The sequence below is a fragment of the Bacillota bacterium genome, from assembly GCA_012518215.1.
Classification (GTDB): Bacteria; Bacillota; Dethiobacteria; order DTU022; family PWGO01; genus JAAYSV01.
On sequence record JAAYSV010000024.1, the window covers coordinates 54,021 to 73,444 of the forward strand.

Annotated in this window: 9 protein-coding genes; 2 read left to right on the forward strand and 7 right to left on the reverse strand. The window is 43.5% G+C overall.

Going from position 1 to position 19,424, the window contains the following annotated elements; genetic code table 11:
• Positions 1–208: 208 nt before the first annotated feature.
• The gene (locus GX364_04415) at positions 209–2,449 is read left to right on the forward strand and encodes a hypothetical protein (protein NLI70090.1); all 2,241 of its coding nucleotides are present in this window, start codon (positions 209–211) and stop codon (positions 2,447–2,449) included.
• 106 nt (positions 2,450–2,555) lie between these two features.
• Here the strand turns inward: GX364_04415 and GX364_04420 are convergent, their stop codons facing one another.
• Together GX364_04420 and GX364_04425 are read right to left on the reverse strand one after the other, a co-directional pair.
• Positions 2,556–3,305 (reverse strand): NAD-dependent deacetylase, encoded by a 750-nt coding sequence (locus GX364_04420; GenBank protein ID NLI70091.1) that lies wholly within the window; start codon positions 3,303–3,305, stop codon positions 2,556–2,558.
• A 270-nt stretch (positions 3,306–3,575) separates the two neighbouring features.
• Positions 3,576–4,235 carry a CDP-alcohol phosphatidyltransferase family protein gene (locus GX364_04425; GenBank protein NLI70092.1) on the reverse strand — a complete coding sequence of 220 codons (660 nt, stop codon included), beginning with the start codon at positions 4,233–4,235 and terminating at the stop codon, positions 3,576–3,578.
• A gap of 639 nt (positions 4,236–4,874) precedes the next feature.
• Between GX364_04425 and GX364_04430 the strand changes: the two genes are divergently transcribed.
• Entirely contained in the window at positions 4,875–6,482 is a 1,608-nt protein-coding gene (locus GX364_04430; GenBank protein ID NLI70093.1) for an AAA family ATPase, read from the forward strand.
• A gap of 205 nt (positions 6,483–6,687) precedes the next feature.
• Here the strand turns inward: GX364_04430 and brxL are convergent, their stop codons facing one another.
• From brxL to GX364_04455, 5 genes are read right to left on the reverse strand one after another with little or no spacing between them, the layout of a single operon-like run.
• Positions 6,688–8,217, reverse strand: coding sequence for a BREX system Lon protease-like protein BrxL (gene brxL / locus GX364_04435; protein NLI70094.1), 1,530 nt, complete (start codon positions 8,215–8,217; stop codon positions 6,688–6,690).
• A 12-nt stretch (positions 8,218–8,229) separates the two neighbouring features.
• The gene (gene pglZ, locus GX364_04440) at positions 8,230–10,476 is read right to left on the reverse strand and encodes a BREX-4 system phosphatase PglZ (GenBank protein ID NLI70095.1); all 2,247 of its coding nucleotides are present in this window, start codon (positions 10,474–10,476) and stop codon (positions 8,230–8,232) included.
• 1 nt (position 10,477) lies between these two features.
• The gene (locus tag GX364_04445; protein NLI70096.1) at positions 10,478–14,641 is read right to left on the reverse strand and encodes a hypothetical protein; all 4,164 of its coding nucleotides are present in this window, start codon (positions 14,639–14,641) and stop codon (positions 10,478–10,480) included.
• The gene (locus tag GX364_04450; GenBank protein NLI70097.1) at positions 14,634–16,973 is read right to left on the reverse strand and encodes a phosphoadenosine phosphosulfate reductase family protein; all 2,340 of its coding nucleotides are present in this window, start codon (positions 16,971–16,973) and stop codon (positions 14,634–14,636) included. The genes GX364_04445 and GX364_04450 overlap by 8 nt, the downstream gene beginning before the upstream one ends.
• Positions 16,974–16,975: 2 nt before the next feature.
• Positions 16,976–19,180: a hypothetical protein gene (locus GX364_04455; protein NLI70098.1), complete on the reverse strand. Its 2,205-nt coding sequence runs from the start codon at positions 19,178–19,180 to the stop codon at positions 16,976–16,978.
• Positions 19,181–19,424: the final 244 nt, after the last annotated feature.

Below are 19,424 nucleotides of genomic sequence, written 5' to 3' on the forward strand. Positions count from 1 at the left end.
AATATCAGATTATGGAACTGGAGTAAAAAAGACTGGCGATGCAGTCCATTTTTCCGGAACTTCCTTCCTTCCCCTTTCATGATTCACCACATAGCAAAAGGGATAACAGGCAGACCGGATTCTGATCATTTATTGACACCCGGATATTTACAGGTTAAATTATGATCAGGTGACAGATGCTGGAATATTTTATGAAAGGTGGATAAAAATGGCCACTTGCCCCGAATGCAACAAACAACTTGCTGAAGATGCCAGATTCTGTGGCAGTTGCGGAGCTGAAATTAAAAAAACAATCGTCTGCCGCAGTTGCGGTGCGAAAGTTGAGGCGGAGTTCTTTTTCTGCCAGAATTGCGGAGCCTCGACACAGGCGGAAAGCAAACCCGCAAAACCTGAAAAAGCTGAACAACCTGAAATTCCCGGACAATCTGAAATTCCCGGACAACCTGAAATATCCGAAAGCCAAGCCAGGCCCGAAAGTCCCGCCAGATCTGAAAGTCCTGCCGGATCCGAAAGTCCCGCCAGATCCGAAAGCCAAGCTATACCTGGCAGCCCCGCCGGGTCTGGAAAAAAGACCCTTTCCAGGTGGCTCCTCTGGGGAGGAATTGCCCTCGTTGCCCTGTCTGCAGTCGCCTATATCCTGATCTCGATCATGGGCGATGGTCTTATCACTTCCGTATCATCAGGGAAAAAAGAAAAGATTACTTCCAATTACGCCCTCTATATCAAGGACGATGAAATCTACTATACAGAAGTGCCCGGAATCGAGCCACGGCAAATTACCACCAATTTTTTTCCTGACAATTTATCTGAATATCTTGGTAACGATTACATTCTTGGCAACTACTGTACCGTCAGCAGGGATGGCAAAAAACTGTTTTTCCCCGATAAAAATGATGGCCTTCCCGATTACGGCCTTCCTCTCTACTACTGCTACCTTGACAAGCCGGATCAGGATACAGTGAAAATCGATTCCGAAGTTTACTTCTACACGATCAATGACGCCGGGGATATCGTTACTTACCTGAAAAGCGAGGAGGGTGTTCTTTATCAATACCATCTGAAAGAGAATAAAAACAGGAAGATCGGTAACAACATATCCTATTTTCATGTTTCGGATGATGGTAAAAAGATCGCATACATGAGCAATGACAGCATATACCTTGAAAGCGATGGCGAGGACAGAAAAAAAATCACGGCAGATGCAAGAGTTCAGGGCGAGGGTTCAGGCCTGGAAGCTTTCAATTTTTATGTTACAGACGATTTCGAAACCGTTTATTATATCAAGGACGATTCCCTCTACAGGGATATTGCAGGAAAAGGTCGGGAGAAAATTGCTTCCGATGTCCATTCGATAATCAGATTTTACGACACCGAGGAGATATATTATTTGAAAAATGCAGCCCCGATAGACCTGATGGATTTTGTTCACGATGATATGAAAGCCTCCGACGACAACCTGATAGATCTTGAATCGTTCTGGTGGGACGACGATGACGATGCTTACTATCAGAAGCTTGAACGTGATGAACTGCGGGAAGAATTGGCCACATATTCATCGGAAATATCAATCCATCCCCTTTGCTATTATGATGGTTCCGAGGAGAAAGTCATCACGGATTCCTTCTTCTTTCGCTCGTACTATAGATTGGATGCCACTTACCTTTCTACTTTTACTGTTTCCGATGATCGCCCCATAATTGCCTTCAGAACCTATGACCAATCGACATTCACCAGGGTAAAACTATCCGAAATCGTCACCCGTTATGATGTAAATGAGCTGATCGAGGAGTCGTTCTATTCGTCATCCGACCAGTTGGTTGCCATCGGGGGAACAACAACCGTGATCGAACAGAATTCGGCGCAGGATTTCCACATCGACGGGAATGGCAAAACAATAATGTTCATAGATAATATGCCAGAACATGATTACCACGGGGATCTGTACAAAATGTCCATCTCCGGCAACACGGTGCAGGCCCCCGAATTGTATGATAGCGATGTTAGTAGCCATTGGGGATATTTCACGGAAACAGGCAAATTCATCTACTTCAAAAACGTCAAGACCCCGTATGGTTGCGATCTTTATATTGACCAGGAAAAAATAGATCATGACGTGGATTGCACTAATACCAGATACATCGAAGATTCCGACGAAATGATATATATCACCGATTGGGATCAGGTGTCCGAAGAAACGGGCAGGGGGACCCTGAAAATATACAAACAAGGCAAAACCGAAAGAATTGCCGATGATGTTTATGCCTTCGATCTGACACCGAAGAGGGAACTGTTGTATCTGAAAGATTACAGCCCCACTGGCTACAAGGGAGATCTTTATCTGTACAAAAACGGGAAAAACGAGAAAATTGATTATGACGTCGGCTCCATAATACCGATCAACCATGATAAAAGTAAAACGAGCATATGGTTATCAAACGGTTATATGTAATAAACAAAGCGGCCTCTCGAACAGACCGCCGGGAGTTGCAATCCGCCTGCCCGGCCGATGGTTCTTCGTCCCCGGACACATTGAAATGAGGATGGGCATGCTCTTTTCAATCCCCGGCCAGCTCTTCGGCCAGGTCATGCAACGCCTTGCCGCATTTTTCGCGGATGACAACTGCAGCAAAACGGTCATATTCCGTGGGTGTCAGGTTGATGATGATCAGCTGTTTCGCCAACCGGGGCAAAGACGCCACCGGGTAAACCACGAGGCTGCTGCCAGCCACCAACATCAGATCACAATCCTGGCGCAATACTTTCTCCGCTTCAAAGAACAGCGGCGGCATGGGATCGCCAAAGAGGACCACATCCGGACGCAGAACACCGGAACATTCATGGCAAACAGGTGGTATCCGCTTCAATTCTACCTGGTGAACCATTTCCTCGAAAGGATATTTCTTTTTGCAGTCCTGGCAGAAACCGGTGCGCAGGTGGCCGTGTACTTCCCAGACATTGCGTGAACCGGCCTTCACATGCAGACCATCGATATTTTGTGTCACCAGCCCCTTGAGAAAGCCCATCTCCTCCATCCTGGCCAGAGCATGATGTCCCTGATTCGGTTCGGCCATGGTGATACTGGCAAAACGTGTGAAACCCACCTCGTAAAAGAGCCGCGGGTCATTTTGCAGAACATCCACCGTGGAAGTCTTGATCGGGTCAACCTTCTCCCAGATCCCCTTGCCCGGTGTCCGGAAATCGGGGATACCGCTCTCCGTGGAGAGCCCCGCCCCGGTCAAACCGAAAAAACCATCAATACTTCTGATCAAGGATGCAGCGCGCGCAATCTGTTTCCGATAATCCATATCCATCTTCACCCTTTCCCCTGTTTCCTTACATCTTTCTACTAGCCCTTCGCCCTCATCCCTTTTGATTCCAGAAAATATGCACTTATCTATCTATTCTATACTTCCCGGTCCAATCCTGTTTTTGGAATGGCGGGACCGGACACCGATGAAAATGGTGCATCATTGTTGCGAAGCAAGGACACACATTGCCGGATCGGGAACGATGGCAACAATCGATGAGCAGCAATCCATTCCTGGCTGGAGGGGGAATGCCCTGCCCCCGTTTTCTCACTGTTCTTTTTTCACCACCCTGATGATTCCATGAAGGAGAAGCAGCCAGACCAGCAGGATCTCCAGGTAGAGACTCACCATGCCGATGCGGTAACAGGCAGTTGTGTCCGTCACCTTGCCAAGAAGAAGAAACATGAAACCCAGCAACACGGTAACGAATTGCAGACGGGCGATCGTCGTCGGCCTGAAATTGGCCGCACCCATGAAGATGGTCAAAGCCTTGTTTTCGGTATTTTCAAGACGCGAGGCGCGGATGCGGTCCGTGGCGAAAACCCCGATCTGCGGCACAACCATCAGCATGATCACCACCGAAGGCAGCAGGCCAGTGGTGAGCAGAAGAATTCCGGCCCAGGCCCCGAGGAACCAGTCCGCTATCTGATCCAGATAAGCCCCCCCGCGTGAAGAAAGGCCTCGCAGCCGTGCCAGCGGGCCATCGATCAGATCTGTCAGTGCCGCCGCGCTCAAGATATAGATCTGCAACGTCAATGAAAGATGGAACATGTAAATGATAATGGCCGAAGCAACCAGGACCAGACGCAAGCCGGTGATATGATTCGGGTTGATCCAGGGGGGAATCAGCAGATCGAAGAGGGGTTTCAACATTCTGTCACGGATCTTCTCCTCGGCATCCGTTAACCGCTCCACAGGGTTTGTCACAAAAACAGAACCTTCTTTCCGCCGTTAAACCGGCAATTGATGCTGACAGGATTGCCGGGCCGACAGGTCCACCAATTAATTGATATTCTTGATCATTGCTCCTGATGACCCTTCGTTGCAGAAGAAGCCCATAACGCGCCAACATATCGATGCGGGGGGAAACAGGAACCGGTTCATGCCAATAGCAAGTGGGTAAGACCGGGGGATTCTTCGGTCGCCTGCGGCTCCCTCTCAATTTTCACGCGTTGACCACACCACGATAAACGGAAATTATTTCTTCCGGGTGCATATTTATGCCGGAGTTCATTTACTTCCACAACAATGACAGGTAGTATTTTTTCTTTCTCCGGCAGCTTTTCTTTCTCCGGCAGCGTGGGGTTTTCACGTTGTCATTCGGGGCAAGCGGTGTTTTGTGGGAACACTCCCCTGCAAATACAACAAAAACAATCACTTGAATCTGTAAATAGAGGGTAAAAATATACTTTTGTCTAATAAATCAGTGGAAGAATGCAAGCAGCCTGCAGGCGGGGCAAGGGCGATGATGCGGAAGCCCCCACCCGTTACCGGCAACAACTTCCCTTTCCAGAAAGTAAACCAACTGTATCATCTACCATCACGAAGGAGGCCGCACCGGTGCCCATGGAAATCGAGATAAACACACAATTTGCGGAAGCTCTGCGAATGATGGAGGAAACCGATAAAAATATCTTTATCACCGGGCGGGCAGGCACCGGAAAATCGACTCTCCTGGCCTACTTCCGTTCCATCACACACAAAAAAATAGTGGTCCTGGCCCCCACCGGAGTGGCAGCGGTAAACATAGCCGGCCAGACCATTCATTCCTTCTTCGGTTTCAGGCCCGATATAACCGTGGAAAAAGTCAAGGATGGCGCCGGGAAAAAATCATCTTCGATCTTCAAAAATCTGGATGCCATAGTTATCGATGAGATCTCCATGGTGCGTTCGGACCTCCTGGATTGCGTGGACCAGTTCCTGCGGATCCACGGCAAAAATAGGGGGGCACCCTGCGGCGGCATACAGATGATTTTTGTCGGTGATCTTTACCAGATCCCGCCGGTTGTTACCGGACAGGAGAAACAGATTTTCAGGGATTACTACGAAAGCGAATACTTTTTTGATGCCAGAGCTTTCCATGAGATGGATTTCGCGCTGCTGGAACTGGAAAAGATCTACCGTCAGACCGACCCCTCCTTCATCGAATTCCTGAACCGAATCCGCAATAAAACGATCACCGCGGATGATCTGCAGGAAATCAACAGAAAGACCTTTGACGACAACCGTATGCTGCCCGAAGGCGTTATATACCTGACGACCACCAATGCCATGGCTGAAAAGAGAAACGAAACCGAGCTGAATCGCCTGCAAGGCAGGGCCCACATTTTCCCGGCAAAGATCGCCGGCGAGGTGGAGGAAAAATATTATCCCGCCGCCGATGTTCTTCAATTAAAAAAGGGAGCTCAGGTGATGCTGCTGAACAATGACAGCAAGGGGCGCTGGATCAACGGAACCATCGGCACGATTACCGGGATAAAGAGGGATGCCCTGGAGGTCAGGCTCCTCGATGGCAGCAACCATACAGTGGAGCCCTACACGTGGGGCATTACCCGTTATTACTGGGACAGGAAGAGAAGAACCGTGGCTTCGGAAACACTGGGAACCTTCACACAATATCCCATGAGGCTTGCCTGGGCGATAACTATCCACAAGAGCCAGGGCAAAACATTTGACCACATCGCCATCGACCTGGGCAAGGGTACATTTGCACCCGGGCAGCTTTATGTGGCTCTCTCCCGCTGCCGGAGTCTTGACGGGATATACCTGAAGAGAAAGATCAAGGAAACAGATGTCTGGATCGACTGGAAAGTCATAAAATTCATCACCAATCTACAGTACCGGAAATCGGAAAAAGAGATACCCATCGACGAAAAAGTCCGACTGATCGAGCAGGCGATAGAGAACGAATCTTCCCTGGAAATATCCTACCTCAAGTCCGAAGACGAAAAATCACAGCGCACCATCACCCCCAGTTTTGTGGGTGATATGGAATACATGGGGAAGTCATTTCTGGGCATGAGGGGGTACTGTCACATGAGAAAAGCCCAGCGCACTTTTCGCGTGGACCGCATCCTGAAAATAAACGATATCGTCCCGCCCCGATCTTCCGGTCAACAATTGTCCGGGAACAATAATGGGCAGAAAAAGCATCACGCATGGCCGGAAAAATGAAAAAAGCCCTGCACCGCATTACCGCCACCCGGGGTAACAGCCCGTCGTTACAGACCATCCCGGAAGCTGAAAAGAAGATCATACGCAAGCTGTCGGCGACATGGGAATAAAACCTGCATTCTTTCATTTCTATTCCAATCAAAAATAAGGCGCTGGAACTTTTTTTGATCCCAATCGCGAAATCTTTTTTCTTAACAATCTCAAATTAATCATTTTCTAAAGATTTATTTAAAGCATCTTCCACGTTATTTCTTTTCCCTTTAGGGTCAGGCTTGACAGTGAGCGCAGGAATGTCTTTCCCCCGATACTCCACATCAAGTATCCCTAGCTGGTACCTGATCGTATCTCTCATTTTTCGCGCCCTATCAAGGCAATAGCGCTTAAATTCACGGGCGGTTATGTCGTCCGCGCTACGAACCTGCGGGAATAATAATTTCAGATAAGCCGTAGCAATTCGCTTAACCGCTTCAGTATCACGGGTATCCGCCGCTTCAGGAACTTCAATAAGATCATCCACTACGGCACGGTAGCTCATATCATCACGCAATTCATGCATAATTGAACAAAAATATTCAGAATTTAACGCCCACCCCGCAATTTTAAGGTCATCGTTCATTCGGGGAATGTTCCATCCTTTGATAAAACCGTGAAACCGTTCAATCAAAGCCGATTCGTGGAATACAGGTGGCAATTCCTCAAACATATTGCCATAACCATCCTCGTCCATCGTTTCCTTTTTAATATTGCCACAGAGGACAACTCCCGCATCAGCGGTTCCCTCATAGTTACCAACAGTAAAGACTCCTGATTCAAGATAGCCTTTTAAAGCAGCCCGCATTTCGTCCACATTCGTGAATGAAATGGTCTGCACTTCATCAAGCACTATAAAATCGTTTCCGGAAACCAAACCCTCGGTACGCTTGTTCTGGTCATAAAACATTTTTGCACGGCTTAAAATACCACCGCTTGAAAGCCATCCGAAGCGGCTAACACGACCAAAAAGATATGATTTACCGGTTCCTTTGGGTGCAAGTTCAATGAGATTCAGTCTTTTTTCTACAAATGGTAGCAAGCGGGTTAACATCGTAAGTTTCTTTTCTTCGTCACCCAGGTAACCACTTGCGTTATAGTCCACCGCTCCAAGCAGGACATCCAACCATTCTGCCGTAGTGAACTGGCATCGTACTTCCTTATAATAGTCTATATCAATGGTGTAGGGACAAAAAGTTTTAAAGGCCGTTAGCTTTATTTTACCTCTGTTCGCTCCCCTTGATTTATCTTTGTAATATCCTGTATCGTAGTCATCAGGAGGGCGATAGCCGATTTCGACCATTCCCCAAGTCTCGCACCCGTGCACCAAATCATCCTTACATGTTTGCCACACGTGGTCCTCTATGATGGTGTCCTTGCTCGTCAGCCCAAAATCAGGCAACGCAAACGATATCCCACCTGTCCTTATATCTATATCAACCGACACTTTGGCAAGGAATTTCACTCGCTCATGTTCGATTACGACCTGATTTTTAATCGCTGTCCAATCATCCTTACGCGGTAGGTAAATCCGTACAAAATCAAGCAATTCGTCTTGGTTAAAATTACCGTTTTCATCTTCGAATTTCTTTAAGAGCCAGTCGCGCATGAATGAAGGCAGGCTTAGAGCGGAGAAAAAGTTACTCTTCTTAAGATCTTTATATACGACCATCTCGTCAAAACAATTTCTGAGTTTTTCAATCATCATTCGCACCTCCTAAAACAAGTCATCAAAATCGTCGTTAATCCTACCACTCTTACCTTGTGCAATAATAGTAATTTTTCCAACTAAATTATCGCCAATATAAACATCGGCAGGATAGTTGCCCGCCCGCTTTAAATCAGGTATCTTTACCGTATAGTGGTTTGTATCTGTTTGTGTAGCCAAATATTGTTTCCCATTCAAGATAATAGAAACATCCTCAACAAATGAGTTAAAGAATAATTTGATCTCAGCGCCGGTGCGGAAATCCACGGTCACAAAATCATCAACAAGTTTGACCGTTATGTCGCTGTTTTTTAAAGATAATTCAATAACCGGAACAACAACTTCTTCTAATGATGCACCACCATGAACTTCGACGTTCGCCGCACGGCCACCTTTGAATCTTCCATAGTCTGCAAGCACAAGATATCCATTTTCCTCTGCCGCGAATGGAAGATCATAGGGGTGAAACAACTTACAGCAACGGCCCGAACGTTCGCCAGTAGTTCCAGTATCATATTTTTCCTCTTTGCGCCGTAAAACAGCAAGCCGTGAAGCACCGTGGTCACTAACAATTAGGAAGCGTTTATAATGCCGTAGCGCTAATTCAGTAGCCGCCTTATTAATCATTTCAGCAATTATATCCAATTCTTTGGCAAGGTGGATAGGCAATTCATTATTAATAAAATTATAACCGCCCTTGTCATTATGCTTAGTATGATCTAATTCATCGTTTTTCTCTTTGTGACCCTCCCAATCAATAAAGAAGTCTTTGTTGAAATCCGTTATAGTTGGTAGTTCAGCTCGAACAATATTTACTTTAATCGACAAACCAAGCTTTTCAACTAAAGCTTCGATTAAGCCTAAGTATTCAACACCAAACGCATCAAGCCAATAAAGAAAAGTATCGCTCCTGTCTACATCATCCAAAATCACATTCCGTGTAGGCAACTGATTAAACTTCCGTGAATGGGCAAGTTCGTCAACCTTGGCCAAAAACTCCGACTCAAGTACATTGAATAGCTTCTGTCTTTTGTAAGCCTCAAAATAATTGGTTAGCAATTCCGCAAGTTCAGGACATTTGAAAACATACTTCTTCATGTAATCCGCCAATAAGGGATAAATGTCCTTGATTTCTGGTTCTGGTACCAAGCGATATTTTGAAAGCCAAGCGATAATTTCTTCACGCTCAACCCTTGTGCCGTCCGTTAATTTATAGATGCTTTCTGACGGGATTCGCCGATTATTTACCACAAAATTAGCGATTTCTGGCTCGGGAAATTTTTCGATCAGCACTTTACGCTCCTGATAGAAAGTAGAAAAGTTTTCATCCGTATGGGGTATTTCAATTATTGCATCGAGAACATTACATGCAAAGTCATCAAAATGGTTCGTTTTGTTTAACACAAAGCGAAGGTATTTATTATGCACAAATTCAGCTTTACTTTTCAGAAAAACAAAATAGAGCCAGTTACGGTATTCTCCTCCTGAAATCTGGCCATAGAAGCTAGAATCTAAGGTATCCCTAAAATCATATTTTTCAAAAACCTTATCGAGTGATCCATTACTTTGGTTAAGTTCTGTTAGCAAATTTGCCCATTGCACATCATTCCCGCAGGAACATGGTAAAGCAAAATTCTTGGAAAAATATTTAATTCCTTCGTATGCGTTATTAATGTGATATAGCGTGAATAATGACTTTTCAAGATTAACGAATGTACTTGCTACTATATTGCCACATTTTCCAGCCTCAAGCTCTTTAAGCAACGCTTTAAAACCCACCAAAGCCGGCAATCCAATAGATGGTGCAACAAGAGTAACCGTTAAATCGCACTCCGCCCGTTCTACAACACTGTACATACGGCCGTCAAAGCGCAAGTCAGCACGCAATTTGTCAATCTGCGTGGCAAGCCCCCGAAGAAGTAACACGACTTTTGCAGCACCTAAATTATAGTTTTTGAGGCGTAAAAGAATTTTATTTGCTTCGTCGTTTCCGCAAAGTGCAAGATATTCACCTAGCCCCGTTACTACAAGCCCTTTTCCCTTTGCACTTGCATCCGACATCTTGATATGGGTCAATAGCTTATCGATATCAGGCTTTTTGTCTTCGCTATTGCAGAAACTGCTTGTTTGTACTATTGCAAGCCCCAAAGCTGCTAATTCATCCATTGCTTTTTTATACTGCCCGTCGTTAATAAATAGGAAATATGGTGTTTTGTCAGAAGATGCGAGGTATTGCTTTACTAAGTCAATTCGCATTCTATTGCCTGCCCCCATTCATCAGTATTTCAATACCGACCATTATCCTGTTTTTGACGAGCTGCTTAAGATAGTGCTTCAACTGTGCATCGCCCATCTGATCAATTATCGAAAGAACCTTGTTACTGCCACCGGCATTATACTCAGCTTCAGCAAGTTGCTTAACTTTACCCTTAACACTAGGATTGCCGCGCCAATCATAAGTGTCGATAGAAAGGCGTTCAAGGGCAAAACGGACATTATCAAGGTCAGGAAGCAATATTGAATATTCGCCAATAATGTCACGCTTAAAAGCAGCATTTCGCTTGTCTTCGTCTGAAAGCACATCAAAAAGCGCTGCAGTTTCAAGAAATGCGAGAGCGGCTTTGATTTCGGCATCCGTTCCCCAGTTCCTGTTTAGTGTTTCAAACGCTTTCTTTGCGTTTTCAAACTCTGCCTCGGTAATACAACATAGAATTGGTGTCCTGTAACGGTTTGACCATTCACGCGGATTCTTGGTTCCGGTTTTAGATTTCCATAAATTGAAAAGCTGTATCTTCAACTGGTTTTTGCGAAACACCTCAACGGCTTCTTTGACTTTGATGTTGCAATCGGTATTTGAAAACATAAACAAACCTGTTGGCAGTTTGCTTTTTATATCGGTGATATCATCATCACTCAAGTCTTCGAGATATGGCTCATACACCTCAGCGAAAATGCGCCTTTCATAGTTAAGCATTTCCCTGATTTCCATTCTATGTGCCTCTAATTCTGAATAAAACAAATTTAACTGTTCAGGTAGGATATCTTCTTTCTTATAAATTTTTAGTAGTATTTCGAGGACTCTTACCAATGCAGGATGCCTTGCTTGCAATGCTTCGCATGAGATACTAATAAACCCCAACCGCACACGCCACTCACTGTATGCCCCTTCTAAAGAATTCGCCATCGTATTCAAGATTGCGTTGCTCTCCTTGACCACGTTGTATTCAGTCAAGAGCTTGCGGATTTCATCCATGCCAGTATTTTTATCCCAAAAACAGGAATGCTTTACTTCAAATATACGTCGAATATCAGTTAGCACATTGTTTTCCGCACCGATTGTTTCAGCAACCTCCATAACTTTACCGCCTTCGAATATTTTTAAGAATTCACGCATCCCTTCCTGACATTTTTCTCTTGTGAACAAGTCAAAAAGGCTGTCGGCAAGGGTAGGTTTCGCAGATGCAATTTTCCCGATTTTTACAGCCTTTTGATGCGCCTCACTACCTTCCTTTTGAACAAGCTCAATGTAATACTGGACCACATCAAAAATTCCGGCTGTATCTATTTCTTCAAGGCACCAGACCGGTAGGCTTAGTTCGCGCATTTTTTGAGACACAGCTATAGCTGCCTGTCCTGCGGATAAACAAGAATTTGGAGCTATATCCCATGCCTTTTCGGTTACTTCATAAAACGCCATTTCCTCGGGAGTCATCTTTACGATATAGGTCGCTTTCGGAGATTTTCCAATATAGTTTCCAATCATCTCCGCTAGTTTATCCTGTGTCATCTCCCCATGCCCACCAGAAGAATCACTATAGCGGAACGGCTCACCTCCGTATTCTTTCAAAAGGAAACCTGTAATAAAAGAAGAGAGATTGCAAGGGGCAAAACCGTAGGTTTCCTCAAGAAAATCATAGATTTCGCCTATTGAAATCTGCCCCTCACTCTCAAAAGCATCTTTAATAATTTTGTCAATATCAACCTTAATTTTAGAAATAGGCAAAGAAGCTTTTACCGGATTTTCCCAATATTTATTAACCTTCCAGACATCCGGAAGAATGCGTTTTTCAAGACCTACAACAACGCCTTTCGTATTCTGAGTCAGGCCACACTTTGCTGATTGTTTCATGGATGTCATTTTAAATTGGCTTTCAGTAAGATTCTTTGCAAAGTCGAAAGTATACGGAAATTTTGTTGTAATGATGGTTTGGAGAACACTGGCTACGTCTTGCGCGTTGCCTAATTTTCTGCCTTCCTGATTATCATAGGTATAAACAATTAACTGACCATTGTAAATACGATTTTTCCAGTCTTGGTCCAAAACACGCTTCGCTTTGTCCTCATTCTCCCTCGACGTTATGTTATTATTGCCCTGGTAATACCTTGCCATCGCAGAAAAATCTACATACTCTTCAAATGACTCCGCACCAAGCGGCGTGGAAAGTGCATCAATAAATATGATGTTTTCGTATTGCTTGTCGGCAACCGCAGCTTTAATAGTTTTGCGGAAAGCAACCGTTTCCGCATCGTCCTTAGCAAAAGCAATAACAGCATAAGATTTCCATCCTTTATGGTCCCTATCGCGGAGACCGTTAATTGTGCGGGTGAAATCGGAAATTGTAACCGGTATGATTTTGCCAGTTTCCTTTTCTGACTCAAAACGGAGACGCAAGGCTGGTGAAAGCGACAAAACAGTAGAAAGGCCACCCTCTGCAACAAGTTTCGAAGTTATGCTGGAGTTTCTTACTTCTTCCTTGAATTTGTCAATTTTAGCTTGATCACCTGCAAGTACAGCCGCAGTGTAAATTTTACGATCCCCGCTAATCGGATGGGTGATTAGAATGCCCTTATCTTTCAAACCCTTAGCAAGATTGGCAGATCTTGTTCCCTCCAAGTCGGGAATACCTTCAAAAACATAGCTCAGGTTCTGTTCAGTCGCTTTAAAAAGGTCAATCGTTCCACCCAAACGCTGGTCGACTGCCTGCATAATTAAAATAGCTTTCAGGACAGCTTTTTCATCTTCGCGCAGGTTCTGTTGCTGTGGAAATGTGTCCAGTATCAGCCGGATATCAGGGGTGAGATTATCCCTGCCTTTTTCGTAGAAGAAGTTCCAGAGCATATCCACCGTAAGAAGCGGGTGATTATCAAAGGGACCGGTATTCTCAATAAACCATTGGAAAGCCTTTACATCGTCATTATTCGAAGATTTGATAAAATCGAACACGCTTCTCTGGTTCGATTTAAAAGAAGAGGCTATGTTTTTCAAGAGTAATGCTGCCATTGGATGAAGAGGCATAATATCCTTCATCACTTGCTGATTGTCTATCTTCGCAGCCTCCATCACCTTTGAACGGGAATTTATAACGCGGCTATTGAAGTCATCGGCAAGATTATCCCACTGTTGTTTGGCGGCGGATTTTACATTAAAAGCATGACCGATAAGATCAAAAGCAATGTTGTCAGGCAAGTCGATAGGTATTGAAACAAAGCGGTCGCTTACTTTTACCTGATTGCCTCTATCAATTTCTGCCACATATATCTGCTGTGGCTCATGCGTCACTACGATAAAATAAAAAGGCTTATTTTGAACTAAAGCAACGATTTTTTGGAACTCAGACAAACTTTCGCGGTTGTACCTAAAGTAATCAGAAAATTCGTCCCATATAAGAACAAGCCTTATATTATTACGGTCAATAATATCAGAAAGCCAACGGATAAGTCTGTCCGAATTAATTGTAAGAGCTGTTATCCCTTCAGACTCGGCAAGCCGGAAAATATTATCCACTAGGCTTTTTACTTCTTTTTCCTTTCGGAGTGAAACCAGGATTTCATCGGTAGTTGATTGTGCGAACAACCCCCTCCATTCCTTATTAGGATTCTGCAATAAACTATCGAACATCAGCTTATGGTCGGGGTCTTCTAGCCATGCAATGATACTTTCTTTAACCGTATATTCACCATGGTCTTTTACATTATTATGTTCAAGAGCAGATTTTACGCTTTCTTGTATTGCAAAAAAAAGTTCTTTTGGTGTCATAATGCCACCAGAGGCATATCGATAAGCCACTACAATACCTTTTTTCTTATGACCAACAAGTTTTTCAAGCAGGTCTGTTTTCTTTTCAAGTGGTTCATATTTACCCCAATAATCACGTAGTTCTTCTTCTGGAACTTCAAGAATTTTTCGCAAAGCATAAGCACATTGCGATTTCCCTGTTCCGTAAGCACCTTCAATCCATAGTGTTTTACCATTATTTTGACGCGCTAAAGCACGCTCCATTTCAGTTAGTAAAGTGATGAATGTCTTATGCGGGTAGGTATTATCCCATGGTGCACCTGCATCGATCGCTGCTTCATCGATGCAGGGAAAATAGCTTTCGTTAATGTCAAAATATTCACGGTATTTGTTTTTGTTAGCCATATACTATATCCCTCCTGAATAAATCCAGTACATCTTGGGACGACTTGTCCCTATCAAGTGTTATTTTTTCAAGGTCATGCGTGAATGATGCGCTAATAAATTCGGGGTACTTCGCCGAAAGCCCCAGGAGTATCGGTATCATTTCGTCACGATCTAAACCGAAAATACGTGTTGGGCTGATGCCATCGCGATCGATACTGTCATTAAGGAGCGTGGCTAGTGTGAACTCCTTATAGTCATTACACTTTTCGGCAAACTTGAACAAACCATACAGCACAACACATGGATCACTAACAAAACATTTTGTACGTGTGAAGTCGCCCTCGTCAGTAACATAGCCCCAACGCAAACTTGTGCCGAGGGGTGTTTCAGCCAGGCGCTTATAGGCATTAATAATACTTGAAATATTATCCTTACTTTGCCCAACAGCAATTAGCATGTCTCTAATCTCATTACGTTTGTACGGGCGATCTATATCCATGACCCTTGTATACCACGCAATTTGCGGATTGTTAGCAACAAGATTTATAAGCATTAATGCCAAAAATGAATCGGTATTCCAGCCCATTGAAGCACCCATCTTGGCGAATGAAGTCACTTCTTCTTTAAATATAAGTTCAGCATCCTTGAGAAAACGTTTGAATTTAGTCTTTTGGGCAGGACCCAATGAATTTTCTTCAAGGAAGTCTTGCTGGTATTCGAAAAAATTATTAAACCATTCAGTTTTTGGCGCATGGTTACTGAAACAGTTAATTGATTTCATCTCAGCCCCATCTCCTTTCGGAATTTTCAGCGAATCGTATGCCAAACAACCCGCGTTCATTGAGTGACATTCAAAACAGTGTTTGCAATCAACAATTTTTAAACTGCCCTCAAAGCTAAGACTTCCAAATTTGCACATTGCCTGACACGTTTTGCATCTAAGACAATAAGTAGCTTTACGAAATACATATCGGAACAACTTGCCAAATTGAGGATTTTTTTTTACAACCTTTTCATCTAGCCTTACTTCATAACCCTTCTTGATTGACCTGCAAAAAAAACGAAAGGTTTGGCCTTTGAAATTAATGGTAAAAACATCACCATCATTAGACAAATCACCAAGTGTTTTTATCCACTCTTTCCAGTCCGTTTTAGGAGAAAATATTTTAATTATTATTTCACCATTTTTTACAGTCTCAGAGTAAACTGGCTTGTCAATTGTAAGGAATAGCCCATTTCTTCTGGCGTTCCAGCCACCATTAGTAACATAATTATCCGCGGTTATGGTTTTTCTTGCATTGCTACTCCGGATGCATGATAAAAAAACCTCTATTTCCTTTGGGTAATTCGACTGTTCAATAAAACTTGCTTTGCCTCCACCCATTGGGCAACAAATACAGCCGACCCTTGCGCTGCCTTTCTTATACGCTTCATTAATCATAACATCATTTTTATATATATAAAGCCATACTTCCGCAGACGTCCATTCAAGTATCGAATTGTGGCTTAACTGCCCTCTTATCTTCTTGCCTTTATTAAAATATTTATATTCACCACGGGAATTACTTTCATGTGCACGGACACCAACAAAAGCCAAACCTGTGTAATCGTCTTTACCCATAACTTTTCTCATCTTCAATGTTTGAGGGGTGGTTTTATGCACGTAACAGCACCAACGAAGAACACGCGATGGGGGTCCAAACAATTCCCATGAATCTTTTGGATTTAAATGCGATTTGGCAATGTAAAACGGTATTTTTTCCTCAAAACATTGTTGCTTTATTTCATTGACAACTTCGTAGGTGTCGGGAAATTCCATACCCGTGTCGCCGAATACCACCACAAAACTACCTTTGGGCAAAGCCTTCTTAACAAGATCAAGCAAAACACAACTATCCTTTCCGCCCGAAAAAGCTACATGAAAACAATCAAGCTTGCCTTTGTATTTGGTATAAATAGCTAAAATTTTTTTTATCGTTGTCTGCTCAATGATTGCTAGCATATCTCTGTTTGCATCCACCATTGCCTTTATATCAATAGGGCGAAGCGACATGTCTTTTGGCTCGGGCATTACAGGTTTGCCATCCTTGCCATTAGGAATTATGATTTCAGGTGCGGTGTAGACATTGCCTCCTTTAAGTTTTGCAACATGCACCCCACGGTAATAGTAGTTATTTGCCTCCGCCCACATATAGGGACAGTCAGTTTGCTTGTCGTAATTCCAATATTTATTAAAGCCCAGCACATCTAATTCCGTCGCATAAACTGGGCGGGGCTCTTTAGAGAAACCGGTCGGCGAGAAATTAAGAAGTATTCCCCCCGTTTTTTTGTCGTAGGTATATGAGTACACCTTCAAACTGTCCTTTCCCGTAAGCCTCTTGCATGGTTAATGATTTCGCCAATTTTGGCATTCGTGCTTCTGCCCGTATAGCCGCTTTCAAACAAAAATTTACCCACTTCGATTTGATTTAAGGCAACATCGGCATTCGCCACGGCATCGGTCATAATATCCGTGTAGTTAAGAATACAGGTTCTGCGAATGACTGCTCCTGCATTTCGTGAGTTGACCGATAGGGTATCAAACCGAAACTTCCTGCTGAAGCGGCGACAATAACTTTCAAGTAGGAATAAATTCCAAGTTTGTCCGCAGTCTGGAAAAGCTCCAAAGGTCGTGAAAGATTTAAGTGGAAGATAATCACTCTTAACAAACAACCCAATTGCCTCATCTATCACCTCGGCGTTGAAATGAACATACCTGTCTGCCACGTAAGTGTTCTTGTCGATGCGAACTAGAAAGGTATTGCCTGCCTCCATTGCTGTCCAACGGTGAACCTCACCTGTCATTTCTCTTTCAAGATTCAAGAGGTCACTCAACGAGCATCTATCAATAGTTTTGCAGTATTTTTTCATTATGCTCATTACATCAAAGACACTGCCTATACGTGTGATAATTTTTCCCTTTTTTTCGAACATGTCAGACAGGCATATACGGTAAATCGCATTTTGAACTGCCGTGTCTGTCAATTCGTAATTACGTTCCTTGATTTCCCCACAAGGCAAGTTGGCAATAGGAACATAACCTTTGGCATCACATTCTAGTTGAGCTTTTTTACAAATGGCTTCCCGTTCCTCATCTCTGATGTCAATCCGGCTGACGTGCGAGTAGGTTTCTAAGCTACACCAGATGAAGTTACCATTCTGGGCAAGGGCATATTTTATCCTATCAAGGGGTATGTACTTTAACCTTTCGGCAAGTTGCGCATAGGCCAGCGTTACATCTTCCCCCCAAACACGAAGAATTTCTTTTTCCAGGGCAACAGGAACAGAGGCATCCGTATAGCCGAAATAGGTCAGGGTATATGAAAGATTCGGGAACAAGCTATGAAGAATAGTATTTAGCATCTCCTCGGAAACTATATTTGCTTCAAGCAGCCAGTTCTCATTCCTGGCGTAGAATTCGGCAAAAAATATTACTTGTGCACCTTTGGCAAAATAATCCTCGACACTTTTCTTGATTCTTTCTTTTGTCTGCATTGATACAACATATACCTTACCATCAAAGGTCATCCCGCAAGCTGAAATATAACTTTTCAACATCTCATCCGAGGTGGGTAATTCCTCATCCAAGAATTCTTTAGCAAAAGATCGGAAACGCACCATTTCAATCGGCGAATTTAATCTGTATCCGTTTGAAAAGTATGCCGATAAAACATCCTTGCATTGTTCAACGACCACTGGGTCAAGCTTATGCCTTTTCTGCATCGTAGATTCTATTTCGACAGGGCGAGGTTGTTCTTTGGTTGGGCTATTTGCGACTAAACCCTCTCCCGTTAAATATTGCAAGTATCTCAACAGACAACTCATACCGGCAGAAAAACCACCAGAAGTGCGTCTATTCACCTGCTTATAGTTTGGAGCTGCCTTAAATATATCCCAGTAGGCATTAAGTGCCTCCGGCGTACGGCAAGTAAAAATATTCACAGAATCCGGCAATAAGGAAGTTTCTAGTTTCGCAGGCGTCGAGCGGAGTGCCCACATATATTGACGTACCACATTTTCTAAATACAAAGCGCCATTAGCATTGGGCTGCGTAACTAACCACGCAATTACTGCCTCGGGATCAATTTGATCTTTTGGTAAAGAATCAGGCACAACAATCGATTCCTCTTCTTTTTCTTTTACTGCATTATTGTTAGTTTCATCCTTATGGATTAATGGCTTCTCTTTCAAAAAACTCAAGTATAAATTGCCGGCAATTATGAATACCCCATACGTATTTCTGTCAAAAATGCGGAGCAATATTGATTTGACCAATTTATTGTAGACTGGCTCAAAAACATCGTGACTTGTGTATTTCCAAAGGTCATCAACCGCAATTTTTTTACGGACAGCATATTTCGATATTTTGTCGATACAGCTCAAAACAACTTCCGGGGTATATTTTACTGTATTGCCTTCAAATAGCCATCTCTGAAAATCATCACGCATGTTAATAGATTCGGATATTTTGGACAAATTCGCTTCCTGGGGAGGCGAAGCCCCAGTCCAATAATTCATCTTTAACCACCCAATAATTTATAGTTTATGAACAAGTAGGTTTAGAAAGCGGAGCAACCCCGTAACAATCTCATTATGGCTTAATTCCACAATATTATACAAATTCCTTCAAAAAAACGACGGTGTCAACCTACTTTAGGAAAAAAGAGAGAACCCCGTAATTTTTAACACACTTTTTTATCTATCAAACTTTTAATAGCTTCCCTGGTGAAACTGAAGCCTCCCTGCAGTAACGGCATGTTTC

Bases quoted from the DNA above. Each gene is read 5' to 3' on its own strand.
- pglZ (NLI70095.1), bottom strand. From the start codon at position 10,476: ATGCGAATTGACTTAGTAAAGCAATACCTCGCATCTTCTGACAAAACA.
- brxL (NLI70094.1), bottom strand. From the start codon at position 8,217: ATGATTGAAAAACTCAGAAATTGTTTTGACGAGATGGTCGTATATAAA.
- GX364_04415 (NLI70090.1), top strand. From the start codon at position 209: ATGGCCACTTGCCCCGAATGCAACAAACAACTTGCTGAAGATGCCAGA.
- GX364_04455 (NLI70098.1), bottom strand. From the start codon at position 19,180: ATGAATTATTGGACTGGGGCTTCGCCTCCCCAGGAAGCGAATTTGTCC.
- GX364_04430 (NLI70093.1), top strand. From the start codon at position 4,875: ATGGAAATCGAGATAAACACACAATTTGCGGAAGCTCTGCGAATGATG.
- GX364_04445 (NLI70096.1), bottom strand. From the start codon at position 14,641: ATGGCTAACAAAAACAAATACCGTGAATATTTTGACATTAACGAAAGC.
- GX364_04420 (NLI70091.1), bottom strand. From the start codon at position 3,305: ATGGATTATCGGAAACAGATTGCGCGCGCTGCATCCTTGATCAGAAGT.